Annotated in this window: 23 protein-coding genes and 1 pseudogene; 3 read left to right on the top strand and 21 right to left on the bottom strand. The window is 63.6% G+C overall.

Annotation, left to right across the window (positions count from 1 at the left end; all coding sequences use genetic code 11):
* Positions 1 to 7: 7 nt before the first annotated feature.
* The 10 genes and pseudogenes from AACW30_RS24115 to AACW30_RS24070 form a co-directional block, all read right to left on the bottom strand.
* Positions 8 to 1711 carry an ATP-binding protein gene (locus AACW30_RS24115; RefSeq protein ID WP_200623618.1) on the bottom strand — a complete coding sequence of 568 codons (1704 nt, stop codon included), beginning with the start codon at positions 1709 to 1711 and terminating at the stop codon, positions 8 to 10.
* 126 nt (positions 1712 to 1837) lie between these two features.
* Positions 1838 to 4930 (bottom strand): error-prone DNA polymerase, encoded by a 3093-nt coding sequence (locus AACW30_RS24110; RefSeq protein WP_200623617.1) that lies wholly within the window; start codon positions 4928 to 4930, stop codon positions 1838 to 1840.
* Positions 4906 to 6321 carry a Y-family DNA polymerase gene (locus tag AACW30_RS24105; RefSeq protein WP_169367077.1) on the bottom strand — a complete coding sequence of 472 codons (1416 nt, stop codon included), beginning with the start codon at positions 6319 to 6321 and terminating at the stop codon, positions 4906 to 4908. Before AACW30_RS24105 ends, AACW30_RS24110 begins: the two co-directional genes overlap by 25 nt.
* 7 nt (positions 6322 to 6328) lie before the next feature.
* A complete protein-coding gene (gene imuA, locus AACW30_RS24100; protein ID WP_200623616.1) occupies positions 6329 to 6943 on the bottom strand; it encodes a translesion DNA synthesis-associated protein ImuA in 615 nt (204 codons plus the stop codon).
* On the bottom strand, positions 6943 to 7560 hold the full coding sequence (lexA, locus tag AACW30_RS24095; RefSeq protein ID WP_106579904.1) for a transcriptional repressor LexA: 618 nt from the start codon (positions 7558 to 7560) through the stop codon (positions 6943 to 6945). Before lexA ends, imuA begins: the two co-directional genes overlap by 1 nt.
* A gap of 107 nt (positions 7561 to 7667) precedes the next feature.
* Positions 7668 to 7871: pseudogene (locus tag AACW30_RS24090) on the bottom strand (DSD1 family PLP-dependent enzyme); the annotation flags it as partial.
* A gap of 25 nt (positions 7872 to 7896) precedes the next feature.
* Positions 7897 to 9225, bottom strand: coding sequence for a D-arabinono-1,4-lactone oxidase (locus AACW30_RS24085; protein WP_200623760.1), 1329 nt, complete (start codon positions 9223 to 9225; stop codon positions 7897 to 7899).
* A 74-nt stretch (positions 9226 to 9299) separates the two neighbouring features.
* The gene (locus tag AACW30_RS24080; protein ID WP_119736337.1) at positions 9300 to 9656 is read right to left on the bottom strand and encodes a c-type cytochrome; all 357 of its coding nucleotides are present in this window, start codon (positions 9654 to 9656) and stop codon (positions 9300 to 9302) included.
* Positions 9657 to 9801: 145 nt separating this feature from the next.
* On the bottom strand, positions 9802 to 10554 hold the full coding sequence (locus tag AACW30_RS24075; RefSeq protein ID WP_119736339.1) for an outer membrane beta-barrel protein: 753 nt from the start codon (positions 10552 to 10554) through the stop codon (positions 9802 to 9804).
* Positions 10555 to 10678: 124 nt separating this feature from the next.
* The gene (locus tag AACW30_RS24070) at positions 10679 to 11512 is read right to left on the bottom strand and encodes an arylamine N-acetyltransferase family protein (protein ID WP_200623615.1); all 834 of its coding nucleotides are present in this window, start codon (positions 11510 to 11512) and stop codon (positions 10679 to 10681) included.
* Between the two features lie 120 nt (positions 11513 to 11632).
* Here AACW30_RS24070 and AACW30_RS24065 point away from each other — a divergent pair, with 120 nt between their 5' ends.
* Positions 11633 to 11869 (top strand): DUF6555 family protein, encoded by a 237-nt coding sequence (locus AACW30_RS24065; protein WP_106579910.1) that lies wholly within the window; start codon positions 11633 to 11635, stop codon positions 11867 to 11869.
* A 37-nt stretch (positions 11870 to 11906) separates the two neighbouring features.
* On the opposite strand, the gene AACW30_RS24060 is transcribed toward AACW30_RS24065, so the two are convergent.
* On the bottom strand, positions 11907 to 12104 hold the full coding sequence (locus AACW30_RS24060; RefSeq protein ID WP_124417880.1) for a DUF6021 family protein: 198 nt from the start codon (positions 12102 to 12104) through the stop codon (positions 11907 to 11909).
* Positions 12105 to 12119: 15 nt separating this feature from the next.
* Entirely contained in the window at positions 12120 to 12296 is a 177-nt protein-coding gene (locus tag AACW30_RS24055; protein WP_164487946.1) for a hypothetical protein, read from the bottom strand.
* Between the two features lie 118 nt (positions 12297 to 12414).
* On the opposite strand from AACW30_RS24055, the gene AACW30_RS24050 reads away from it, so the two are divergent.
* Positions 12415 to 12936 carry a DUF3087 domain-containing protein gene (locus AACW30_RS24050; RefSeq protein ID WP_106579912.1) on the top strand — a complete coding sequence of 174 codons (522 nt, stop codon included), beginning with the start codon at positions 12415 to 12417 and terminating at the stop codon, positions 12934 to 12936.
* Here the strand turns inward: AACW30_RS24050 and AACW30_RS24045 are convergent.
* The 9 genes from AACW30_RS24045 to AACW30_RS24005 all read right to left on the bottom strand — a co-directional run bounded on the left by AACW30_RS24045 (position 12933) and on the right by AACW30_RS24005 (position 19778).
* Positions 12933 to 13400, bottom strand: coding sequence for an MEKHLA domain-containing protein (locus AACW30_RS24045; RefSeq protein ID WP_237266737.1), 468 nt, complete (start codon positions 13398 to 13400; stop codon positions 12933 to 12935). The genes AACW30_RS24050 and AACW30_RS24045 overlap by 4 nt on opposite strands.
* A 17-nt stretch (positions 13401 to 13417) precedes the next feature.
* On the bottom strand, positions 13418 to 14545 hold the full coding sequence (locus AACW30_RS24040) for an MFS transporter (protein ID WP_106579913.1): 1128 nt from the start codon (positions 14543 to 14545) through the stop codon (positions 13418 to 13420).
* A gap of 70 nt (positions 14546 to 14615) precedes the next feature.
* Positions 14616 to 15980 carry an MFS transporter gene (locus AACW30_RS24035; RefSeq protein WP_200623614.1) on the bottom strand — a complete coding sequence of 455 codons (1365 nt, stop codon included), beginning with the start codon at positions 15978 to 15980 and terminating at the stop codon, positions 14616 to 14618.
* Positions 15981 to 16317: 337 nt separating this feature from the next.
* A complete protein-coding gene (locus AACW30_RS24030) occupies positions 16318 to 17070 on the bottom strand; it encodes an HvfC/BufC N-terminal domain-containing protein (protein ID WP_200623613.1) in 753 nt (250 codons plus the stop codon).
* Positions 17067 to 17891, bottom strand: coding sequence for an MNIO family bufferin maturase (gene bufB / locus AACW30_RS24025; RefSeq protein WP_124417883.1), 825 nt, complete (start codon positions 17889 to 17891; stop codon positions 17067 to 17069). Before bufB ends, AACW30_RS24030 begins: the two co-directional genes overlap by 4 nt.
* A 131-nt stretch (positions 17892 to 18022) precedes the next feature.
* On the bottom strand, positions 18023 to 18295 hold the full coding sequence (gene bufA2, locus AACW30_RS24020; protein WP_017137586.1) for a BufA2 family periplasmic bufferin-type metallophore: 273 nt from the start codon (positions 18293 to 18295) through the stop codon (positions 18023 to 18025).
* 26 nt (positions 18296 to 18321) lie between these two features.
* Complete coding sequence (locus AACW30_RS24015; RefSeq protein WP_200623611.1) at positions 18322 to 19083, bottom strand: alpha/beta fold hydrolase; 762 nt, start codon at positions 19081 to 19083, stop codon at positions 18322 to 18324.
* 12 nt (positions 19084 to 19095) lie between these two features.
* Complete coding sequence (locus AACW30_RS24010; RefSeq protein WP_200623610.1) at positions 19096 to 19509, bottom strand: DoxX family protein; 414 nt, start codon at positions 19507 to 19509, stop codon at positions 19096 to 19098.
* The gene (locus AACW30_RS24005) at positions 19506 to 19778 is read right to left on the bottom strand and encodes a BufA1 family periplasmic bufferin-type metallophore (RefSeq protein ID WP_106579920.1); all 273 of its coding nucleotides are present in this window, start codon (positions 19776 to 19778) and stop codon (positions 19506 to 19508) included. Before AACW30_RS24005 ends, AACW30_RS24010 begins: the two co-directional genes overlap by 4 nt.
* 576 nt (positions 19779 to 20354) lie before the next feature.
* Here AACW30_RS24005 and AACW30_RS24000 point away from each other — a divergent pair.
* Positions 20355 to 23171 carry an ATP-binding protein gene (locus AACW30_RS24000; protein WP_200623609.1) on the top strand — a complete coding sequence of 939 codons (2817 nt, stop codon included), beginning with the start codon at positions 20355 to 20357 and terminating at the stop codon, positions 23169 to 23171.
* Positions 23172 to 23759 lie beyond the last annotated feature (588 nt).

Below are 23759 nucleotides of genomic sequence, written 5' to 3'. Positions count from 1 at the left end.
AAAGACCTTATCGGACAGTGAGCACGCTGCGCACCCGTTGTGTCAGGGATTCGGGGCTATAGGGCTTGCTCAGCAGATGAATGTCGGGGCTCAGCAGGTGATTGCTGGAAAGAATGTCGCGGGTGTGCCCGGAGGTGAACAGCACCGCCACCGGCGGTACCTGGGCGCGGGCCCAGTCGGCCAGGTCCGTACTTTTGACCCGGCCGGGCATCACCACGTCGGTAAAAATCAGGTCCGGCTGCACGCCGCCCTGCAGCGCTTGCATCGCGCGGTCGCCGTCTTCGGCGGTGAGCACGGTGTAGCCCGACTGCTCGAGCAATTCCACCACCGTCACCCGTACATCGACGTTGTCCTCGACCACCAGAATGGTCTCCTGGCCACCCGCGTGCGGCACAGCCTCAACGGGGTGGCTGTCCGGGTCCTCGGCGCCGAGGCTGCGCGGAAAGTACATCTGCACCACCGTGCCCTTGCCCTCCTCGCTCCACACCTCGACATGGCCGCCGCTTTGCCGCACGAAACCAAACACCATGCTCAGGCCAAGGCCGGTGCCATGGCCTTCACGCTTGGTGGTAAAGAACGGTTCGAATACCCGCGCCAGGACCGCCGGCGACATGCCCACGCCAATATCCGTGACGGCCAGGCGCACATATTCGCCAGGCAGGACGCTCTTGCCCACGCAGTCGTCGGGGTTGAGGATGATGTTATCGCCGGTGATGCGAATCACGCCCTCGCCTTGCATGGCATCGCGGGCATTGATCGCCAGGTTGAGCAAGGCGTTTTCCAACTGGTTGCGGTCGACATTGATGCACCAGGAATCCTGCGGCAATTGCACATCGATATGGATGGTTTCGCCCAACGCCCGCTGCAGTAATTCACCCAAACCTGCGTAGATGCGCTGGGGGTTGTAAACAGCCGGCGACAACGGTTGGCGTCGAGCAAAGGCCAGCAGTTGCGACGACAGTTTGGCGCCGCGCTCCACCGCTGCGATGGCGGCCGTGACACGGCGCTGTACCTGGGCATTCTCGGGTTCGTGCCGGGCCAGCAGGTGCAGGTTGCCGGCGATCACTTGCAGCAGGTTATTGAAGTCGTGGGCCACGCCACCGGTCAGGCCGCCGATGGCTTCGAGTTTTTGCGACTGACGCAATTGCGCTTCGGCCGAGGAGCGCGCCTGCACTTCGGCCGCCACGCGTTGCTCCAGGTTATGCGTCAATTCCTGGCGCAAGCGTTCGGAGTTTACGTGGGCGGTGGTCTCCACCACAATCGCGAGCACACCCGCCGGTTGTTGGTCGTCGCCGGCGACGGGGCTGTAGTAAAGGTCCATCCAGACATCTTCCGGCTTGCCATTGCGCAGCAGCACCAGTTCCTTGTTGTTGAACGATAACGTGCCGCCCGCCAAACAGGTGTCCACCACATGCCGGTTGAACTCGGCCACTTCCGGCCAGCCCAGCTCCACGGGCGTGCCCAACAGATACGGATGCCGGCCGCCGGCAAATACCGAGTAGCTGTCGTTGTAGATCATGTACCCCGGCCGCCCCCACAGCATCACCATCGGCATCGGGGATGCCAGTAGCATCTGCACGGCGCTGACCAGACTCTTCGGCCAGGCGTGGATCGGGCCGAGGTCAGTGGTCGACCAGTCAAAGGCGCGGATCCGCTGGGCCATTTCACCGCCCCAGCCTTCGCAGCCATGGGTGTTGGATAAAAAAAACATCTATGGGCTCTTGGCGAAGAGAAGAATGGATGAGTGATGCAGTTGCGCTGATAAAAACTTGGAGCCTGACTGCAATAATTCGTTTCATTGCATATAGCTTATCCGAGAAGGCCTGAGCAACTCCCGTCAATGAAAATCCCGGCTGCGCACATTAATCCCATCCAGCAGCGGCGTCAGGTCGGTCAGGCGCCCGGCAATCAAGTGCCGTATCTCGCCTACCGCCTCCCAGCGCCCGTCGACTTTCAACAGGCGCGAACCGACCAGCGCCTGACGCTGACGCTCGGCCAAGTCACGCCAGACCACCACATTGAGGTTGCCGAACTCATCCTCCAGGGTGACGAAGGTAACCCCGCTGGCGGTGCCCGGGCGTTGCCGGCCGGTGACCAGCCCCGCGACGCTGACGTTGCGCCCATGCGCAACCGCCATCAGCTCGAGGGAACTGCGACAGCGGCGTTTACGCAGTTCATCACGCAGCAACGCCAAGGGATGCGGGCCAAGGGTGGTGCCGACCGTGGCGTAGTCGGCCTGCAGGTCTTCGCCAACCGTTGGTGCCGGCAGCGCCACCGCCGCTTCGTCGGGGCTGGGCAGGCCAGCGAACAGCCCCAGCTGTTTATGCACCCCGGCCACTTCCCAGCGCGCCTTGTGCCGGTTGCCGGCCAACGCGCGCAAGGCGCCCGAGTCCGCCAGCAATGCCTGGGCGCGCGCATCCAGCCCGGCGCGTTCGTCCAGGTCGGCAATGTCGCTGAACGTACCGCGCTGGCGGGCCGCTTCGATGCGCCGCGCGTCTTCCTCGCGAAACCCCGAGATCATGCGCAAGCCCATGCGGATCGCCGGTTGCTGGCCGTCGATGGGTTCCAGGCTGCAATCCCAGTCACTGGCCAGCACATCGACCGGGCGGATCTGCAAGCGATGACGCCGCGCATCCTGCAGGATCTGGTCCGGGCTGTAGAAGCCCATGGGCCAGCTGTTGATCAGTGCACAGGCAAAGGCCGCCGGCTCATGGCATTTGAGCCAACAACTGGCGTAGGTCAGCAAGGCAAAACTGGCCGCGTGGGACTCGGGAAAACCATAGCTGCCAAAGCCTTTGATCTGTTCGAAGATTTGCGCGGCAAATGCCTCGCTGTAGCCGTTCTTGAGCATGCCGGCGCGCAGGCGTGCCTGATGCGGCTCAAGCCCGCCATGGCGTTTCCAGGCGGCCATCGAGCGGCGCAGCTGGTCGGCCTCACCAGGGCCATAGTCGGCGGCGACCATGGCGATCTGCATCACTTGTTCCTGAAACAGTGGCACGCCCAAAGTGCGCTCCAGCACCGCCTTGAGTTGCGGTGAGGGATACGTCGTCGGCTCTTCGTTATTACGCCTGCGCAGGTATGGGTGCACCATGCCGCCCTGGATCGGGCCCGGCCGCACGATGGCGACCTCGATCACCAAGTCATAGAATTTTTGCGGCTTGAGCCTGGGCAGCATCGACATCTGCGCGCGCGACTCTATCTGGAACACGCCAATGGTGTCGGCCTTGCTGATCATCGCGTAGGTGGCGGCGTCCTCCTTGGGAATCGTCGCCAGCGCCAGGTCCTGGTTGCGATGCCGGCGCAGTAAATCGAAGCAGCGACGGATCGCGCTGAGCATGCCCAGGGCCAGAATATCCACCTTGAGCAGGCCAACGGCGTCGAGGTCGTCCTTGTCCCACTGGATGATGGTGCGCTCGGCCATGGCGGCGTTTTCCACCGGCACCAGCGTGTCCAGCGGGTATTCGGAAATCACGAAGCCGCCAGGGTGCTGGGACAAGTGCCGGGGGAAGCCGATCAACTGCTGCGTCAGCGTGAGCACCCGGCGCAGGATCGGGCTTTGCGGGTCGAAGCCGCCTTCGCGCAAGCGCTCCAGGGGCGGCGCATCGTCGCTCCAGCGCCCACAGCATTCGGCCAGGGCGTTGATCTGGTCCGGCGGTAAGCCGAGGGCCTTGGCCACATCGCGCACCGCGCCGGCCGCGTGGTAGCTGCTGACCACCGCCGTCAAGGCCGCGCGGGTGCGCCCATAGCGCTGGAACACGTACTGCAGCACTTCTTCGCGGCGCTCATGTTCGAAGTCGACGTCGATATCCGGCGGCTCGTTGCGCTCCTTGGACAGGAAGCGTTCGAACAGCATGTTCATCAGGCTCGGGTTGATCTCGGTGATGCCCAAGGCAAAACACACCGCCGAGTTGGCCGCCGAGCCCCGGCCCTGGCACAGGATCGAACGGCTGCGGGCAAAGCGCACAATGTCGTGCACGGTGAGGAAATAACTTTCGTAACCCAGCTCGCTGATCAGCGCCAACTCATGGTTGATCTGCTGCAAGGTCTTGGCATCGACACCCTGCGGCCAGCGCTGGGCAATGCCTTCTTCGGTGAGCTGGCGCAACCAGGATGTCGCGTTTTGGCCGGCGGGTACCAACTCGCGCGGGTAGTGGTAGCGCAATTGGCTGAGGTCGAACGTGCAGCGCCGTGCGATGGCCAGGGTTTCATCCAGCAAGGCGTGCGGGTACAGCGCGCCGAGGGCGTCGAGGCTGCGCAGATGCCGCTCGCCATTGGGGTGCAGGCGTGTGCCGGCGTCGGCCACCGTGACGTGATGACGGATAGCGGTCATGGTGTCTTGCAGCGCGCGGCGACCGCGCGCATGCATGTGCACATCGCCGCAGGCCACCGCCTTGATGTGCAGGCTGGCGGCCAGGGCCAGGCGCTGTTCCAGGTGGCGCGCATCGTTCTGGCCGCAATGTAGGTGCACCGCCAGCCACAGGCGATCGGCGAAGGTACGGCGCAGCCACTGGATCGAGGCCTGGGTGTCGCTGTCGTCGGCAACCCACAGCGCCAGCAGGCCGGGCAGAGGCTGGTCGAAGTCTTCCTGCAGCAGGCGATAGCGGCCTTTCTCGGCGCGGCGTCGGGCCAGGGTGATCAGTCGGCACAGGTGCTGGTAGCCACTGAGGTCTTCAACCAGCAACACCAGTTTGGGGCCGTTCTCGATGCGCACCTCGCTGCCGATAATCAGCGGCATGTCCACCGCCTTCGCCGCTTGCCAGGCGCGCACAATGCCCGACAAGGTACATTCGTCGGTGATCGCCAAGGCGCTGTAGCCTTGGCGCTTGGCGCGCTCGAACAACTCCAGCGCACTCGACGCGCCGCGCTGAAAACTGAAATTGGACAGGCAATGCAGCTCGGCGTAGCTCATGCAAACCAGCCTTGCAGCCACAGCCCATCGCTTTGCCCGACGGTGCGATAGGCCCAGCCTTGCTGCCCGGCGCGGGTCTGGATCAGGTAATAGTCGCGGCGAATATCGGCGCCATCCCACCAACCGGATTCGATGCGTTCCGGGCCCATCAGAATCTGTACGCCCTGCTCGGCCAGCAAGGTCGGCTCGTGCAGCAACCAACCCGGGCGCTGCACCTTGTTCAAAGTGGGGCACGCGCGGCTATCGGCGGCGGCTTGCCAGGCGCATTCGGGGCGGTGGTCGGCATGAAAGCGCAGGCCTTGCACAGCCTCATCGCCCAGGCGTGCGCGCAAGCGTTCGCGCAGTTGCTCCCAGGGCAACGTCTGTTGCGGGCGGTCGTCGAACAAGTCCTGGCGTTGCGGCACGAACACCGGCAGGTCTTGGGCGACCAGGCGAAAGCCGCGTACCGGCGAGGTGACTTGCACCTGCTCCAGACGGCCGCGGGCCAGTTCGAACAGCATCGCCGGTTCGCGCTCGGCGCTGAGCAGGCCGACCTTGATCACGCTGTCAGGCGCCTGGGCGTGTTCCAGGTGCAGGTCGAAACGCTGCACGCCGCTGTCGCGACCGCAAAGGAAGGCCGACAGGTCTCCGGTCAGGCGGCGCAACGGAAACAGTAAGGCCTGGTGGGATTGCACATCGAAATTCAGCTCGATGCGTGCATCGAACTGGTCCGGTGGCTGATAGAACGCCAGTGGCAGCGGCCGCTGCCCGCTCAGCGCATCCAGGTGCTTGAGCAAGCCGGCATCAAAGCGCCGCGCCAGCGTGTGGCGGGGCAACGCCTGCACCTGGGCCAGCGTGCGCAGGCCCATGCGTGACAAGGCGGTGGCGGCCTGCGGGTCGAGGCCTGAACGGTCGACAGGCAATGGCGCCAGGGCTTGGTGCAGCGCGTGATCATCGGCCACGGCCAGGCCATCGTAGATATTGGCCAGCACCCGCGCCGCCGCCGGATTGGGCGCGGCGACGATACGGTGGCGAAACCCCAACGCGGTCAGCTCGTTGCGCAACCGCGCCTCGAACTGCGGCCACGGCCCGAACAGGCCCAGGCTCGATTCGATCTCGAACAGCAAGGCGCGCGGGTAATACACACTGACCTGGGAACTGAAACGGTAAGCCCAGGCCGCGAGAAACTGCTGCCAGCGCTCGATTTCTGCGGGGTCGTATTCGGCGCTGGCGAAGGTCTTGGCCAGCGCATGCGCAGCCGTCAGCGATTGCCCGGGGCGCAGGCCCAACGCGCGGGCGGCGGCATTGACGGTTTGCAACACGCGACGCTGCGGCGTACCAGCCAGCAACACCAGCGGCTGGTCGGGCTCGGGATGCACACGCTGCACCCCGTCCAGCGCCAATTGCGGGAAGACAATACACACCCAGCGCATGGCAACCTCAGTGCCCCGCCAGCGCAATCGGCGCCGGATGGGCCAGCCCGCCCCGGCATTTGAGCACCCGTACTTGCGCCGGTTTTGCCTCAACGGCCAGGCGCAAGGCAGCGGGCGAGGCATTGATTGCCTCGTGTAAAGAGCGCCAGGCAAACGCCAGGGTCTGGCCGGTTTCGGCCGCCACCTGCAAACGGCGCAAGGCGCGGTCATCGGCCTTGCGTGGCCAGCACAGCACAGCGCCGCAACTGCCGGAACGCAGACATTGTTCGACGGCCCACAAGGTATCGCGCTCCTCGGCCTGGATCACCGAAAGCTGGCGCAAATCCACCCCGGCGTTCTGCCAGGCGTGCGGGTACGGCGTGTAAGGCGGCGCGACCAGCACGATGCGCTCGCCTGCCGTTGATAAACGCGCCAGGGTCGGCAGCACCAATTGCAATTCGCCTACCCCTTCCTTGGCCATCAGGATTTCGCTCAGGGCCGCCTCCGGCCAGCCGCCGCTGGGCAGCACCGCGTCCAGCGCCGCCAGCCCGGTGGGGTGCATGCTGGCCGGCGGCGCAACAGGCCGGCCCTTCCAGACTCGGCCGCCATTGAACAGCGAGTCCAGGGCAACGACGGCGCCCATCAGCCTTGCCTCACCAGGCCGCAGAACACCCCTTCGATGGCCAGGTCCTGGTCGGGGCCTACCTCGATGGGTTGATACGCGGGGTTACGCGGCAGCAGGCGCACATGCTCGCCATGGCGCTCGAAGCGTTTGATGGTGACCTCGCCGTCCAGGCGCGCCACTACAATCTGGCCGTTCAAGGCTTCGGCGCTGCGGCGTACGCCGACCAGGTCGCCGTCGAGAATGCCGTCTTCGATCATCGAATCGCCCTGCACCCGCAACAGGTAATCCGGGGTTTTCGCAAAGGTGGCGGGGTCCAGTTGCAGGCGGTTGTGCACTTCGGCGTCGGCGCCAATCGGCAAACCGGCGGCGACGCGGCCGAGCACGGGCACATCCAGCCATTCCGGGCGTGCCGGCTGGTTGAGCAGGCGGATGCCCCGGGCCTGGTTAGGGTTGACCTCGATATAACCGGCTTCCGTGAGGGCCACCACGTGCTTACGCGCTACGCTGCGGGAGGCAAAACCGAACGCCTCGGCGATCTCGGCGAGGCTGGGGGGCTGGCCTTGCTGCGCGATGCGGTCGCGGATGAAGGTCAGGATGGCAGTGCGGCGGGGGGTCAGGGTCGTCATGGAGTACATTTGTACTCTTGTAGGAAATCTCTGACAATAGCCGTCAGTCGGGAGCGCTCGAGTGCCTGTCCGAGGGCAGCAACGCACCGGCATTCAGCGCAAGCCTGCCCCTGGCGTCAGCCATAAACCGGCCAAGTCTCCACTATCTTTGCGCCGCGCACCGCCAGCAGATCCCCAAACTGCAACAGCACATACTCACTCTGCGTGGGCCGCAAAAACACCTGATCCTCAACCCTCAACCCCACCGCAGGCGAACCGTTAACCATCTCCTGGTTCGAACTGCGCCCATACAATCCATTGCTTTGCAGCCCCGAGGGCGACCCAGGACAAAATGCCGTCGGTTCATCAGACCACTCCCAAGATGGATGACAGGTGCGCATTGAGAAATTTGCCGCCGGGGTCCAGCTCGCGGCGCACCCGCGTGAATTCGTCCCAGCGCGGGTACAACGGCTGCAAGGTGCGCGCGTTGAGGGTGTGTAATTTGCCCCAGTGCGGGCGCCCGGCGTACTTCCAGAAAATCGGCTCCACGGCGGCAAAGAAGTTGTGATGGTCCATGGCGTAATGCTGGTGCACCGAGATCGAACAGCTGTCGCGGCCTTCGAACATGCTCAAGGGGATGTCATCGGCCTTGACGTAGCGGTACTCGATAGGAAACCAGGTGCGCAGGTCCTTGTCGGTGATCAGCTTGAGGATGTCGCGCAGGCAGGCCGGGCCGTGTTCGGCAGGCACCGAGTACTCCATCTCGTTGAAACGCACAGTGCGCACGTTGGCGTAGACCTGAAACGACTCGGCCACGCGGTCTTCAAAGCGCGCAAAAAAACGCAGGCTGTTGAGCAAGGTACGACGGGTGTCGGGGAAATCACTGGCGTATTTGTCGAGCTTTTCGATAATCGACACAAACGCGTTGCCGCCCGCCTCGGCCGGGTCAATCGGCGGCGTTTCAGGCGCTTGGGTTTCGTTGAGGGCGATGGACAGCGCGTAGTCGGAATGGGTGACCACGAGCATTTCCCAGTGCTGGTTTTCACGCGTGTGCTTGTCGACGTCTTCGAGCAGCTCTTCGGTCTTGGCGATCCACTGGCGCTCCAGCAGGCGATACGGCGCGCGGTTTTGCGAACGAATCCGGGTGGCCACGCCCAAGGCCCCAAGAGAAACCCGCGCCGCGCTGAAGACCTCGGGGTGACGCTGGGCGTCGCAATCCAGCACCTCGCCCTGGGCCGTCACCAGTTGCAACCCGGTGACGCAGCCCGAATACGAGGTAAAGCCCACGCCGGTGCCATGGGTGGAGGTAGAAATCGCCCCGGCCAGGGTCTGGTAATCGATGTCCGCCATGTTCGGCAACGCCTGCCCTACCGCCTTGAGCGCCGGACCCATGCGTGACATCGGCGTGCCGGCGGCGAAGGTCGCTTGCAGGGTCGCGCGGTCGTGGGCCAGCAGCCCATTGAAGCCACTCAGCGAGACCAACGTGCCGTCAGTCGGCACCAGCGCGCTGAATGAATGTGCCGAGCCGACCGGCCGAACAGTGCCGGGCGCCTGACGGATCACCTGCACCAGTTCATCCAGGTCTTTGGGGGCCAGGCGCGCCAGCGGCAGGCACGTCTGCGCCCCCGACCAGTTGCGCCACGGAATCAGGCGTGGCGCGCGGGCCAATTGCGCCAGCACCGGGTTGCCGGCCAGCGCCAGGAACGCCCCGGCCGCAGCCGTTTGTTGCAAGAGTTGCCGCCGTGAGAGCGCCATCCACCACCCCGTTCTTATTGTTGGAGTTCAACACCGGCCATAAAGCTGATCAGCGCCACAAACTGCGCCTCGGAGCACTGCATGCACAGGCCCATCGGCGGCATGCCGTTGTAGCCGTTGATGCTGTGGTCGAGCAGCGTGTCGGTGCCTTGGGCAATGCGCGGGTTCCACGCAGCCTTGTCAGCGGTCAGCGGCGCGCCGGACGCAGGGTTTGCGTGGCACAGCTTGCAACTGGTGTCGTAGACCTGGGCCAACGCCGGGTCAGCCGGCATCGCAGTGGCCGCAGTGGCGCGTTCGGGGGGATGTTTGGGCGTGTCGTCACAGGCGGTGAGCAGGCCGAGGACGGCCAACAATAAGGCAATGCGGCGCATGGCCACCCTCTCTTCTTAGGCTGTGGAAGCTGCTTGCACACTAAGGCAGCGACGCCACGGCGTTGAGGGTTTTGGCGGACACAAAGGGGGCTTGGTGGGACAGTCGAATGCGGGGCGTTGGCCACCCCGCATCCTTGAGGTTCGCTTAGAACGCGATACCGACCTTGAAACCGTACTCGTCACGCTTGAGCTTGGTGTTGTCGGCGACATAGGAGTCGTCGTCCAGCTTGTATTCGGTACGGGTGTAGTACAGGCCCGCCATCACTGGCAGGTCGCCTTTCTGGTTCATCAGCAGGCTGACTTCAGCGTAAGGGTTGGTGCGGTCTTTGAGGTCCACGGTGTCGCTGCCCACGCCATCGACTTTGAGCTTGGCACGGCCGTCGATGGTACGACGGGCACCGGCTTCGACGCGCAGGGTCATGTCATCGAACTGGTGGTTGTAACCCAGGGCCGCCTTGGCGAACGGCGACTTGTTGGTGAGCTTGACGTCGTAGTCATTGGTGTCCGGCTCGTAGCGGGTCCAGGTATAGCCGCCACCCACAATCACGTCGACAAAGTTGCGCGCGTCGAGCGCGGCACGCCAGCCGAGGTCCAGGTCAGCCTGGCCTTCCTTGAGTTTGTTGTCGCTCTTCTCGCCGTACTTGGCTTCGATCCCGGCCTGGTAGATAAAGCCGGATTCAGCGGTGAGCTTGTTGCCGAAGTTGTAGAACAGGCCCGCTTCAGGCATGTGATCTTTGTCGCTTTCGCTGCCGCCTTCAAGTTTGAAGTCGTTGTAGCTGCCCTGCAGACCGAAAACGGAAATCGGGCCTGTCGGTGCAGCGGCGAACACCACGGCAGGCGCAGCGACCAGCGCCAACAGCGAGGAGCCCTTGAGGAATTTTCCGAATAGCTTGGACATCTTTTTAAATCTCCTTGTCTGGTGAGCAAATTATTCAGGAATCGCTTCGAACCTCGGCTTTCGCGAAAGGTTCGATTTAATTTGCATCGATTTGGAGAAAAAACGCTTCAGCGCAGGCTCTATCTCAAGCTTCTTTGGAAATTGCCATCACTAGGCCATTAAGGCTCTCGCGAAGAAGAGGATGCGCCGGCAGGCGAATACCCAAGGTGTCATGCAGCACTGCCAGCAGCTCATCGACGCTCGCGATTGCGCGCTTTTCACTGGGCTGATCCAGGCAGTGGACCGCATAGTGGGCGTTGTTCAATGTGTAGCGTTTACCCGGCGCGAGCAGTGCAGCTTTCAATTGGCCAACAAACACCGAATCCGGGTGCGTCGACACGTACCAGTTGCCGATTTCATAGTCCCTGTCCGCCTGCACCTGCAGGTCAAACACATACAAGCCACGCCACTCCTCGCCCACCTTGGCCCACAAGGTGTAATCGGCGCCATTGAACGTCAGCCGATAGGGTTCGTGGGCGGTGGCCTGGGTCGCCTCGGTGTCCAGTTGCAAGGGGCTGCTCGGCACCATGCCGCCGAAGCCGACGTCGGTGACATAGCGCACGCCCTCCAGGGTGACGAGGCTCAGGCGATGGGTGCGCCCGGTGCGCGCATCTACCGGCCCGCCCATCACGACCCAGCCGGTGAGACCGCGCGCCTCGAAACCCAAATCCTGCAAGAGCGCGAGAAACAAGTGGTTCAATTCAAAGCAATACCCGCCACGCCCATCGAGCAGCACCTTTTGCTCGATGCTCGGCAAGTCGATCGGCACCGGGCAGCGCAGCAACGTCGACAGGCTTTCAAAGGCAAAGGTGCACACATGGCGCAGCTGCAATTGCTGCAGGGTTTGCAGGGTCGGCGGCGGCGGCGTGTCGTAGCCCAGGCGTTGCAGGTAAAGCTGGCGATGAGTCAAACGGGGCATGGCGCGATCCTTGAGCGCGGGGCGAAGCGCTCACTATGCCGGGCCAATGCGCGACTTGTCATTTTGACTGAACCTTTTTGAACACTCACCTATCCATCTATAACAAGACAGGGAGGCAACATGAGTACCGCAAAAATCTACACCATTAATTACCAGCTTCACGGCCAACCGAAGTCCTTTGTGGTGCGCGCGGAAGTGATGAACAACGCCGAGGCGTGGCATTGGGCCGCGGTGGATGCCGACATCGCCCATGTCAGCCGCATCGGGCGTGTGGGTCACGAGCAGGTGAAAAAAACCACCCGGCCCTGGGCGGAAAAGTTCGGTATTACCGACGTCACCTGGGTGCCACCCAAATAAGCACAAGCCCCGCAATGGCGGGGCTTGTCGTGTTTCTTCAAGTAGTTTTCAAGTCGCCCAGCGGATCATAGGGCGGCTTTTTTTTCGGCTGTTTTTCCTTGTCCAACGGCGCGATCGCAGGGCCGACTGGGTCGACTTGCGGGTCGGCCACATCGGGGGAATCCGGGTCAAAACCCAGTTCGTCCTTGCCACTGCCATGCTCGTCTGAACGCGGGCCTTGCGGGGGATTACTCACGGCGATCTCCTTGTTTTAAAGCGGGCGGGCTTTGTCATGAAGGTGTTCAAGGTCTTGCTCGACCTGTTCCACATCGTCGTCCTGACGCTCCGCCGGGTCGTTGGGGCGCAACGCATCGTTGTCGCGCTCCTCTTCACCGGGTGTGCGGTCAGGGTCAGGGGTGCCGGGCGGCGGCTGTTTGTATTCGGGCATGATGGTTTACCTCACGGGGGCTACACAGATGTAGAGAAACCGCGCGAAGCCATCGTTCAACTTGATTGCGCAAAGCATGCGAAGATGCCACCCCGCCCCTTCTTGAGACCAGACCCGGATGTTCGAGCTCAAACCCTGTGATCCCGCCACTTTCCGCCAGCAGACCCGCCGCAGCACCCTGATCATTGCCGTGCTGTTCGTGGCCCTGGCAATGCTGCTGTCGAGCCTGGCGGTCATGCTGTTCGGCGAACCCGGCGGTGACAACTTGCGCTTCAACGTCGGCGGTGTGTTTGCCGGGGTGTTGATCACCGTCGCGTTGGTGCGCGGCCCGTTCTGGACCCAGCCCTGGCTCGCGCCGGCGGTGTATGGCTGGCAGCTCAAGCGCAGTTTGATGAGCGTGACCAACGTGATGCACAAGGTCACCGAAGGCGTGCAGGCCAACGACCCGGCGGCGATCAAGCTGTTGCGTTTTTACCACTTGGGGCTCACGCAGATGCATGCGCTGGACGCCAACTCCAGTGCCCAGGCGCAATTGGTCGGCGAGATCGACGCCCACCAGGCGAAGATGCAGGCACTGGGCATCGACACCGAGCAAACCCGCCTCGATCCCGCATGGCTGGACAGCCTTAAAAGCGCCTAAGCCAGCACGCCGATGCGCTGTTCATCCGGCCAGAACAGCGCGGCTTGCCCACACGGCTGGCCGGCCTTGTCGAGCAAGGTCCAGACCACCCCGGCGTAGATCATGAACGGCTGATGGTGCGCATCCACGCGCCAGCCGCTGTAGCCCTGGGCGATACCATGGGCGGTCACCTGCTCAAGCAATACCTGGCGTTCGGCGCGATCACGTTCCGAGGCGCTGAAGCGTGAAGGCATGCCGATAAACGTCTCGCGAGGGTATTTGAAGCACTGCAACGCGCACGCATTGGCGTAGGTAAAACGCGGGTCGGCGGCGCCGTCGTGGGCCAGCAGGCTATAGGGTGCGTGGGCGTGCAGCCAGCTCAGGCGCTGCTGCGCGTTGAGGTGCTCCGGCGCCGGCAGCCCCTGGCCGCTCCAGTGTCGATACGACTCATCCAGCACCCGCACGAAATCTTCTTGAAGGGACACCACACCACCTCACCTGGTCAGTTGGAAACCTGAGTGCGCCAGCAAAATACCGCGCTCACCGCGATGGCCGCGCCCGCCAGGCCGAACACCCACGGCGCTGACGCCACCGGCAGCAACAGGCCCGCCAGTAACGGCCCGAGGCCCGCGCCGACATCGCGCCACACCGCGTTCGACGCCAGTGCCGAGACGCGCATCGATCCTGGGTTGCGCTCGGCCACCAGGGTGGTCACCAGCGGCAGTTGCAGCGCGCGCAGCACCAATACCGCCGCCGCGCCGACGATCACCCAATAACTGCCGAACGCAGTCAGGGCCAGGGCACTCAAGAATGAAAACAGCAACAGCATCGACGTGGCGCCAAAGCGTTGCGCCGCACGGCCGCCCAGGGGGCTCAGGAGCATTTCCGAGGCGTACCGCAGGGCCATCAAGCCGCCGGCGATCAGCACCGCATCGCCGCCGAGAATCTTCTGCGCCTGGATCGACAGGCCAAAAATAAACAGCCCGTCCAGCGCCACGCCTTCGATAAACGACCAGGTCGCCACACTGTCGGGCCACTTGAAGCGCCGCCCGGTGCTGTGCAAATCATGCCCGGCGGTGGGTAAGCCACGCGCCACCCACAAGCCCGCCAGGCAGCAGCCGGCAAGCATCACAAAGATCGGGCGTGGGCCTGCCCATAAGGTCAACCAGCCACCCAGCGGCAGTGCCAGCATCGGGCCGAGGGCGATCATCGCGCGTGAACGCCCCGCCCGGCGGGCTGCACCAGCGGGCTCGGACGTTGCCAATACTTGGGTCGACAGGTTCAACGCGGCAAAACAAAGGCCCCAGATCAGCCGCAAGCCCAGCAGCGCAGCGAACCCCGACAGCAGCGAGTTGCCCAGGGCGCACACCGTCGCCGCGCCGGCAGCAATCATGCACGTCAGCCGGTCACCGTTGCGCGCATAGAAATTGAGCACATGCCGATAGCCAAAAATCCGCACCAGGCGGTTAGCTGCCAACAACACCCCGGCCTGCGCCAGCGTGATGCCAAAGGCCTGGGATTCCATCGGCAACAGCAGGTACAGCAACACGTCGCTGGGCAGGCATAACGCGAGGGTCAGCGCGGCGCGTCGGGACGTGGTATCGGCAGTGCGTTGGGCCAGGCTGGACATAAAGCTGAAACATCCTGAAATATTCAGGCCGCCACGTTAGCCTTCCCACGGCGGACTTTACAACGCCCCATCACGCCTTTTTCTCATAGGGCAGCAAACGCAGACCGCTGGCCACACTGCCCACCAACGCAAACACGCAACCCAGCCACAGCGCGTATTGCGGGCCACTGCCCAGGGACAGGTGAAAACACAACGCCACCAATGACGCCCCCAGCGTTTGCCCCAGCAGCCGCGAGATCGCCACGATGCCGCTGGCCCCGCCGCTGCGGGCCAAGGGTGCGCTGGTCATGATCGCCTTGAGGTTGGGCGATTGAAAAAAGCCAAACCCGGCGCCGCACAGCGCCATGCGCCAGCCGATATCAAAGGCCGACGCGCCGCTGCCCAGGGTTGCCAGCGCCGCCATCCCCGCACTGAGCAGCAACAGGCCGATGCCGCACAACACGCCCAGCGACACGCGGTCTGCCAGGCGCCCTGCGACCAGGGCCATGACCGCAACAACGGCCGGCCACGGCGTCATCAGAAAACCGGTTTCCACCTGGCTATGACCAAGCACCGCCTGCAGCAGAAACGGCAATGACACAAAGGCCAGGCCCTGGGCGCTGAACGCACAGATCGCAGTCAGGGAAGACAGCGCAAACACCGGGCGCTTGAACAGATCCAGAGCCAGCATCGGCGCCGGGTGCCCAGCCTGGCGGCGCAACAGTAACGCACCGCAGACCAGCGCCACGGCGATCAGGCCCAGGATGAGTGCGCCCTGGGCGCCGTGCACCGCCGTGCCCAGGCCAAGCACCAGCAAGGCGAACAACCCGGCACACAGCAGCGCGGCGAGGCGGTCGAACGCGTGACCGGTCATGGGCAATGTCGGCAATGAACGCAGGCCCAGCCCCAGGGCCAAAAGGCCCAGCGGCACGTTGATCAGGTACAGCCAGTGCCAGCTTGCCACCGACAGAATCGCCGACGCGGCAGTCGGCCCGAGGGTGAACGCCAGCCCCACCACCAGCGAGTTGTAGCCAAGGCCGCGCCCGAGCATTTTTGCCGGGTAGATATGCCGCAGCAACGCGGTATTCACGCTCATTACCGCTGCCGCGCCCAGGCCTTGCGCCACGCGCGCGGCCGTCAGGGTCAGCAACGACCCGGCCAGCCCGCAAAACAGCGACGAGACAATAAACAGCAGCAACCCACCGAGGTATACCCGACGGTGCCCCCACACATCACTCAACGAAGCGAATGGCAGCACCGTGGCGATAATCGCCAGTTGGTAGGCGTTGACCACCCAGATCACCGAGGCCGAGTCGGTGCCTATGCCTTCGGCCAATGTGGGCAGCGCGGTGTTGACGATGGCCGTGTCGAGGGTCGCCATGCCGATCCCCAAAGAAAGGGCGATTACGGCCGGCAAGCGTTTATTGGAGGGCAACCCATCGGCAACAGAAGACATGAACAATCCGGCGCTGGTAACAAAGGCCCCTAGAGTACGGGCAGACGCGGATTTTTTCAGTGGCCAATTGCCTGGCTGTCAGAGTTTTCATGTTTGCCACCGCCAACGTCGTGGCGAGCGGGCTCACGATGAAGTGCGGCATGACTGTGGCGAGCGGGCTTGCCCCGCGCTGGAGTGCGGAGCGCTGCCCTGGCAGTCGCTGTGGTGTATCTGACAAACCCGGTTGGCCGCCTTTGGGGCCGCTTCGCAGCCCAACGCGGGGCAAGCCCGCTCGCCACAAAAGGTCAGCCTCCATCACACTGAGCCAGCCCCCCACAGCAAGCCCGCTCGCCACAGGTTATTCACTCGCCACGGCCCCCACAATCAACTCACTGCCCAGCCATGCGGCCAGGTATTCACCGGCCCGGACCACGCCCGCCTCCTCGCCCAGGCGCGCCACCAAAAATTCACACAACCTTGCAAAACGGCCGTCGCCCTGCACATGCAACAAAGCGTCAAGCTCCAGCGCCTGCACCTGACGCAAGCGCGAGGTGAACTGACGCCGCCAGACCAACAAGCCGCCCGCCTCCTCCAGCATCACCGCCTCGGGCGGTTCGGTTTCCTGCCACAGCGCAGACCATATGGCCTCGGCATTGGTGGTCAAGGCATGGCAACGCAGCGACGGGGTCAACTGCAAAACCACGCTGTCCCAGTCCACTTCAGCCAACGCGGGCACGGGCACAGGCGACGCATCGGCGGCGACGAACGCTTCATTCAACGCCGACTCGATCCAGGCCAACTCATGCACATCGGGGTTGTGCGGGAACACCGTCTTCAGCGTCGCGTAGAAACCTTCGGGATACGCGTCCAGCGTCCAGGCATGCGGCGGATGCTGGTCGATATGGGCAATGCTGGCCGCCAGAAAGGCCTCATCGCCCAGCCATCGACGCAGGTTCGGGAACGCCTGCTCCAGGCAACCCACCAATTGCGCACGGTAGTTGTTCTGGTACACCGCCAGGCCTGCGCGGTGATTGCCCAGCACCTGCGCGGCCTCGTCCGAGGCGCTCACCAGCCAGGTGCGAAACGCCTGCTGCCACTCGGCCAGGTTCATTGCTGCGCTGCCAAGGCACGGGCCGTGGACAGCTCCTGAAGCAACTCGGCCAGCGGTGGAAGCTCATCGTCGCGCTCGATCATCACCGCCACCGGCCCCAGTAACGCGATGGCGTGGGCATACAGTTCCCACACCCCGGCACACACCGGGCGGTCGTGGCTGTCGATCAACAACGCGCGGCCCTGGCTATGGCCGGCCAAATGCACCTGGCGCACGCGTTCGGCAGGCATGCCCGCGAGGAACGCCAGCGCATCGAAGCCATGATTGCTGGCACTGACAAACACATTGTTCACGTCCAATAACAGCTCACAGCCGGTACGCCGGGCCATGGCGGCAATAAAGTCCCACTCGCTCATGGACGCGCCATCAAACGCCAGGTAACTGGACGGGTTTTCAACCAGCAGCGTGCGGCCGAGTACTTCCTGGGCCTGATGAATATTGGCGCAGACCCGGTCCAGCGCCTCCTCGGTGTAGGGCACCGGCAATAAGTCGTGGGCATTGAAATTGCCCCTGCGCGACCAGCTCAAGTGGTCGGACACAAACAACGGCTCAATTTCATCGACCAGCGCCTTGAGGCGCTGCAGGTAGTGTGGGTCAAGCCCTTCAGCGCTGCCGATGGACATCGACACCCCGTGCAATGCCACCGGGTGCCGTGCGCGGATCTGGCGCAGGATGTGACGGGGCTGGCCGCCCGCGACCATGAAATTCTCGGAGATCACTTCGACGAAATCCACGGGCACCGAGGTCTCCAGGAAATCGCAGTAGTGTTCCTTGCGCAGGCCCAGGCCATAGCCCGAAAAGGGCGGGTTGGATGTCAGCATGGCGGCTCTCCAGTAAAACTGCAGGCGCGGGTTTGCACGCGAAAAACTTGAACACGCTGTGCACTGTCTGCACGCCCGCGTCCTCGTTAACGCGCTTCGTGGGCAAGCCCGCGCCGGCAAGGGGTGATGGTTTATTTCGGTTCAGTCAGGGTGCCGCCGGCCTTGAGGCATTCGGATGGGGTCTTGACGATCACGCCCTCGCCCTTGCAGCTGTTGAGGCCCTTGCAGTCGTGCTTGGCGGTGGCGCACAGGCTTTCGCCCTTGCAGCTGTTGACGCCGTAGCAGCGGCCGGGTTTTTCCTGCTGGTCGGCGGCACTGGCGGCGCTGGCGAATGAAGCCGAGGCCATAGCGATCAGGGCGGCGGCAGCGGCGAGGCTCAAGCGGGATTTGAGTGCAGTGTTCATGGTGTTTTCCTGTGTGGGTGTGTGGGTTACTTGATGACAGACGCCGCGTCTTCGATGACCTTCGCCACAGCCTCAGGCTGGGCGATGTACACCGAGTGGCTGGCCTTGATTTCGGTGACCCTGGAGCCGGCCCGCTGGTACATCCAGCGTTGCAGCGCGGGGCTCAGTGCGCGGTCGTCGGTGGACACCACCGCATAGGTCGGCTTCTTGTGCCAGGCCGCAGCCCACACGGTGCCGCCGAACAGCGCGGTGGTGGCGGGCACTTGGGAAGCGGCCATGAAGTCGGTGCGGTTGGTGGTCAGGTCGGCGGCAAAGTCGGCGTTGAACCGAGTGCGGTCGAAGAACAAGTGGCCATCGCGGCTTGGCTTGATGTCATCGCTGGGCGCGGGCATGGAGCCAATCAGCTGGGCCATGTTCTCGCCCACTTCCGGCTGGAACGCCGAGACGTAGACCAGCGACTTGACCTTGTCGCGATCGCCGGCAATCGAGATCACCGCACCACCGGAGCTGTGGCCCACCAGCACCACCGGCCCCACTTGCTGCTCGAGCACTTCGCGCGCTTCAGCCACGTCGGCGGCGAGGTTCTCGTGGCTTTGATGCACCACGGTGACCTTGTAGCCCTTGTGAATCAGGATGTCGTGCACCACACGCCAGCCGGACCCGTCGACAAACGAACCGGGCACGATCACCACGCTTTTGCCGGTGCCGGGCTGCACGGTGTCGGCCGCCTGGGCCAACAGCGGAACGGTCATTGCCATCGCAATGGCCAGAGAAGAAAGCATTCGCATCGGGACTCTCCATCAGGGTTGTAAAGGTTTGCTCAACAGCAAGCGGTCCAGCGACCAGGCTCCGCCGCCATAGGCCAGCAGCGGCAGCAACAGGCCCGCCCAGGTCAGGTGCACCGGCCAGGCGTCGGGGTACACAAACACCTCGATCACCAGGGTCATGCCCAGCAGCGCGGCCGCGGCCGGACGCGTCAGCAGGCCCAGCACCAGCAGCAGCGGGAACAGGTGTTCGGCGTAGGTGGCCAGGTGTGCAGCCCAATCCGACGGAATCAACGGCAAGGCATATTCGGAACGGAACAGCGCGTAGGTCGACGGTTTGAGGTTCAGAAAACCCGTGACCTTGGTGCGCCCCGACAGGAAGAACACCGCTGCGATCGCGAGCCGCGCCACCAGCAACAGCAGTGCCTGGGGCAGCAGGCGCTGGATCACGGCTGTTCCGTCAGGCTGCCGTAGCCCTTGGGGGTCTTGATCTGGGTGCAGGTGCCTTTGTCCACCAGCACCCAGGCGTTGCCCTGATAGTCGGCGGTGGCGGTACCGGCGCACGAGGTGCCCTTGCCGGCAGCGCAGTCGTTGGCGCCGGCGAGGGACACGCCGAAGCACTTTTCCTGAGGTTTGGGCTCATCGGCATGAGCCACCGCCGCGAAGGCGCTGAGGGACAGGGCGAGGGTTGCCGCAAGGGCAGCGTAAGGACGCTTCATCGGTGTATCTCCTGGCTTGACTGAGTGTGACCAGGGCGCGAATGGCGGTGCGTGACCGCCAGCGCCGGCTGGTGAACAGAGTTAAAGCCAGGCGTGTATCCGCTCTGTGTCGCAAACACGACAGAACGTCATGCCGGTGTATCAAGGTGGTGCGCGGATACACAGCGATACACAGTGGATAACCCACCGCCAAATAGGCGCCGATTTATTCGGCATCCCGAACGACACAATTAGAAATATTCGCCTTTCCGAACGAAGCCCTTCAGGCGGCCTCGACGACCCTAAAAATCACCATAAATTTCATGCGGTTGTTGTCATCTTTGTTACATGCCAACTGGCATACATTCTGCTTTATCCCTGTTTCTGGTAATAAAATGTTTCAGCTTTGAGACAGTCTCATCAACTGAAACACAATCCGTGGCACGCCAATAAAAACGACAACGCCCCAAAGGAGGGCGACCTTTCCCGACTTTTTGATCGACATCAACTTTCCAAGACTGCTGCTGCACATCTGTACCCAAAAGGGCGAATGGCCTGATCGCCAATAACAAGCCTGACTATAAAAAGGACGAATTGATGAGCTCGAGCAAGAACCACGCAGTGTCCTTCATGGACGCAGAACCCCTGGCCCCGGCGTGCGCCGAAAGCGCCCTTGGTTTTGGCCCCTTCCTCTTACTCGCACGCCAGCACGTATTGCTGCGAAACGGTGAGCCCGTCACCTTGGGCAGCCGCGCCCTGTATTTGCTGATTGCCCTGGCCACCCGCGCCGGCGAACTGCTGGAGAAAGCCGAGCTGATCTCGTTCGCCTGGCCCAAGGTGGTGGTGGAGGAATGCAACCTGCGCGCGCAGATCGTCGCGCTGCGCCGGGCCTTGGGCGACGATGGCAACTTCAGCTATATCGTCACGGTGCCGGGCCGCGGCTATCGCTTCGTGGCGCCGGTGACCGTGCAGGCGGCCGGCGAAGACAATCTGCCGGTGCCCCACGCGCGCGTCCATGAGCCCTCTGTCGCGCCGCCGTCCTGCGAAGTGATTGGCCGCGATGAGTTGGTCGACAGCCTTGCCGACCAGGTGCTGAACCAGCGGTTCTTGACCATCACCGGCCCTGGCGGCATCGGCAAGACCACCGTCGCCATGGCCGTGGCCCATCAGTTAGCCAACCAACTCAAGCTGGACACCTGCTTCGTCGACCTGGCGCCGGCCACCAGCGGGCAATGGGTCACCGGCATGCTTGCCAGCGCCCTGGGCATCCAGACCGTCAGCGACGAGCCGCTGCACAGCATCGCCGCCACCCTGGCCGACCGCCGCCTGTTGCTGGTACTGGACAACTGCGAACACGTGTTGCCGGCCACCGCCGATGCCGTGGAAACCCTCTTGCGCAGTGCCCCTCAATGCTACGTGCTGACCACCAGCCGCGAGCCGCTGCGCGCCGACGGCGAGCGCGTGCACGACCTGGCGCCGCTGCAAGTGCCCGACGAACACACGACACTCAGCGCCGTCGAAGCCCTGAAATGGTCCGGCGTGCGCCTGTTTGTGGAGCGCGTGCGCGCCCTTGACCCCGACTTTGTATTCAACGACGCCGACGTGGCGGCCGTCAGCGCCATCTGCCGCAAGCTCGACAGCAATGCGCTGGCCATCGAAATAGCCGCCGCGCGGGTACGCACCTTTGGCATCCAGGACCTGGTCGGCCTGCTGGACGGCAGCTTCCGCCTGCAAATGACCGGCCGGCGCACCGCCCTCGCCCGCCATCGCTCACTGAGCGCGACCCTGGACTGGACCTATTCGATGCTCAGCGGCGACGAGCAGGCGATGCTGCGCCAATTGGCGGTCTTCACCGGCTCCTTCACCCTTGATGCCGTCAAGGCCATGACTGCCAGCAGCGCCCTCGACCCGCGCAATGCCCTGCCCCTGCTCGAAAGCCTGATGGACAAGTCACTGCTGATCGCCGGCGAATCGCAGTTGCTCAAGCGTTATCGCCTGCTGGAAACCACCCGCGCCTACGCCCTGGAAAAGCTCGCCGAACAGGGCGAAACCAACGCCACCGCCGAACGCCATGCGCGCTATGCCCTTGGGGTGCTGCAGGAAGCCGGGCAGACCCTGGATGGCCTGTCACCGCAAACCTGGGTCGCGCTGTATGGCCCCGAGATCAACACGGTGCGGTCGGCACTCGACTGGGCCTACTCAACGACCGGCAACCTGTCGCTGGGGATTGAACTGACGTTGGGCGGCGTACCGTTATGGCTGCGCCTGTCGCTGGTCAGTGAGTGCCGCAGCTGGGTTGACCAGGGGCTGGCCAGCGACGCCAGCACCCCGTTGCCGACGCGCCAACGCATGCTGCTGAACACCGCGCTGGCCAGCGCGCTGATGCTCACCGACGGCACCGGCGGCCCGTTGCGTGAAGCATGGCGCCAGGTGCGCGAGGACGGCCGCGAACTCGGCGATGCCGAGCACAAACTTCGCGCGCTGTGGGGGCTCTGGGGTGATCGCTGTGCGTGTAACCAGTACGCCGAAGCACTGGAGTTGGCCGAGCGCTACATTGCGTTGAACAACAGCGGGAACCAGCAACTGCTGGGCAAGCGCATGCGGGCGGTGGTGCTGTTTCACATGGGCGACCTGGCGGGCGCCCGACAAAATATCGACGAAGCCCTGGGTTCACCGTCGGCCCCGCGCTCGCACATCATCGACGCGCTGTTTGATCAGCGCATCGCCGCACGCTGCCTCAAGGCGAAGGTGCAATTTATGGAAGGCGACGTCGACCCGGCCCTGCGGCTGATCGGCACCTGCGTCGATGAAGCGGTCTCACTCGATCACCCGGCGACCCTCTGGTACACCTTGTGCCTGGGGGCGATCCCCCTGGCGCTGCTGGCGTCCAACCTGCCGAAAATGCGGTATTACCTGGGCCTGCTGCAGGACAGCACCACCCGCCAGGACTTGCATATCTGGCGGCAATTTCGCCTGTGTTTCGAGAGCATCCTGCTGATCCGCCAGGGCTCGCCGGAAGAAGGCGTGCCGCAACTTGGCGAAGCCCTGCAGCACCTGCAGGGCCAGGGCGATGGTCAGCTCTACAGTCTGTTTCGTTGTGAGTACGCTTTGGGGTTGGCGCGCCTGGGCCTGGAAAAACTTGCGCTGGAAGTGTTGGAGGAGACGCTGCAATTGGCTATCGGCCGCCATGAGCGCTGGTTTGTGCCGCAGATGCTGCGGATCAAGGCCCAACTGACACTGCGCCAGGGCAACTACGGGTCGGTGGACAAGGCCAAGGTGCTGCTGCGCCAGGCGTGGGTGGATGCGCAACTGGCCGGTGCGCACTTCTGGCGGGCGCAGATTGCCACGGACTTGGCGCGGTTGCAGGAGCCTAAGTTACGCATTGCTTCTTTGCCCAGGTTTCAGCATCGCTGAGGGCATATCCGGTATTTGGGTGATGGCGGGTATGGGTTCCGCTCTTACAGCGGGTCACTTTGGAAAAGCCCCAAAGTAACCAAAGGGCTCTTGCCCCACCACTCGGCACCTCGCTTAGGCTCGGTGTGCCCGAACGAAGGTGGGAGCTGGCTTGCCTGCGATGGCATCAACCCGGTGGGCCTGATGGACCGAGTTGTCTGCATCGCAGGCAAGCCAGCTCCCACAGAAAAGCAAAGCACTGCGGTGGTGGAGGCTGCACTCGGTCAAATTGTGGGAGCGGGCTTGCTCGCGAAGGCGGTGGGTCAGTGACACATGAGTTGACTGACACACCGCATTCGCGAGCAAGCCCGCTCCCACATTTGGATCGCAGTGCATCAGATAGAAGTGTGTTGCTGTGCTTCTGCCCTGCTTTTGCTTCAACCACTCAGGTCGGCTACCAGGCCGCCGTGCTCTGCTTTTGATTTTGATCTGACAGGCCCCGTCAACCACGCTGGCCGAACGCAGGCTTGAATCCGTGGGTAACCCGGCAGGACGCCGGGTTAGCCGTGTTGGGCCATGGATGGCCCGTCACGGCGGCCCACGGATTCA

It is taken from the genome of Pseudomonas sp. MF6747, from assembly GCF_963890955.1.
In the GTDB taxonomy this organism is placed as follows: Bacteria; Pseudomonadota; Gammaproteobacteria; order Pseudomonadales; family Pseudomonadaceae; genus Aquipseudomonas.
The sequence above is the reverse complement of the archived record's forward strand: the minus strand, read 5'-3'. Positions and strand labels throughout refer to the sequence as shown.

What these genes read in the sequence shown, in the direction of transcription:
- AACW30_RS24115 (WP_200623618.1), bottom strand. Translation starts at nt 1,711, where the DNA reads ATGTTTTTTTTATCCAACACCCATGGCTGCGAAGGCTGGGGCGGTGAA.
- AACW30_RS24055 (WP_164487946.1), bottom strand. Translation starts at nt 12,296, where the DNA reads ATGCCCGAATACAAACAGCCGCCGCCCGGCACCCCTGACCCTGACCGC.
- bufB (WP_124417883.1), bottom strand. Translation starts at nt 17,891, where the DNA reads ATGCTGACATCCAACCCGCCCTTTTCGGGCTATGGCCTGGGCCTGCGC.
- AACW30_RS24105 (WP_169367077.1), bottom strand. Translation starts at nt 6,321, where the DNA reads ATGCGCTGGGTGTGTATTGTCTTCCCGCAATTGGCGCTGGACGGGGTG.
- AACW30_RS24015 (WP_200623611.1), bottom strand. Translation starts at nt 19,083, where the DNA reads ATGCGAATGCTTTCTTCTCTGGCCATTGCGATGGCAATGACCGTTCCG.
- AACW30_RS24040 (WP_106579913.1), bottom strand. Translation starts at nt 14,545, where the DNA reads ATGTCCAGCCTGGCCCAACGCACTGCCGATACCACGTCCCGACGCGCC.
- AACW30_RS24030 (WP_200623613.1), bottom strand. Translation starts at nt 17,070, where the DNA reads ATGAACCTGGCCGAGTGGCAGCAGGCGTTTCGCACCTGGCTGGTGAGC.
- AACW30_RS24035 (WP_200623614.1), bottom strand. Translation starts at nt 15,980, where the DNA reads ATGTCTTCTGTTGCCGATGGGTTGCCCTCCAATAAACGCTTGCCGGCC.
- AACW30_RS24080 (WP_119736337.1), bottom strand. Translation starts at nt 9,656, where the DNA reads ATGCGCCGCATTGCCTTATTGTTGGCCGTCCTCGGCCTGCTCACCGCC.
- AACW30_RS24070 (WP_200623615.1), bottom strand. Translation starts at nt 11,512, where the DNA reads ATGCCCCGTTTGACTCATCGCCAGCTTTACCTGCAACGCCTGGGCTAC.
- bufA2 (WP_017137586.1), bottom strand. Translation starts at nt 18,295, where the DNA reads ATGAACACTGCACTCAAATCCCGCTTGAGCCTCGCCGCTGCCGCCGCC.
- AACW30_RS24075 (WP_119736339.1), bottom strand. Translation starts at nt 10,554, where the DNA reads ATGTCCAAGCTATTCGGAAAATTCCTCAAGGGCTCCTCGCTGTTGGCG.
- AACW30_RS24005 (WP_106579920.1), bottom strand. Translation starts at nt 19,778, where the DNA reads ATGAAGCGTCCTTACGCTGCCCTTGCGGCAACCCTCGCCCTGTCCCTC.
- AACW30_RS24065 (WP_106579910.1), top strand. Translation starts at nt 11,633, where the DNA reads ATGAGTACCGCAAAAATCTACACCATTAATTACCAGCTTCACGGCCAA.
- AACW30_RS24000 (WP_200623609.1), top strand. Translation starts at nt 20,355, where the DNA reads ATGAGCTCGAGCAAGAACCACGCAGTGTCCTTCATGGACGCAGAACCC.
- lexA (WP_106579904.1), bottom strand. Translation starts at nt 7,560, where the DNA reads ATGTACTCCATGACGACCCTGACCCCCCGCCGCACTGCCATCCTGACC.
- imuA (WP_200623616.1), bottom strand. Translation starts at nt 6,943, where the DNA reads ATGGGCGCCGTCGTTGCCCTGGACTCGCTGTTCAATGGCGGCCGAGTC.
- AACW30_RS24050 (WP_106579912.1), top strand. Translation starts at nt 12,415, where the DNA reads ATGTTCGAGCTCAAACCCTGTGATCCCGCCACTTTCCGCCAGCAGACC.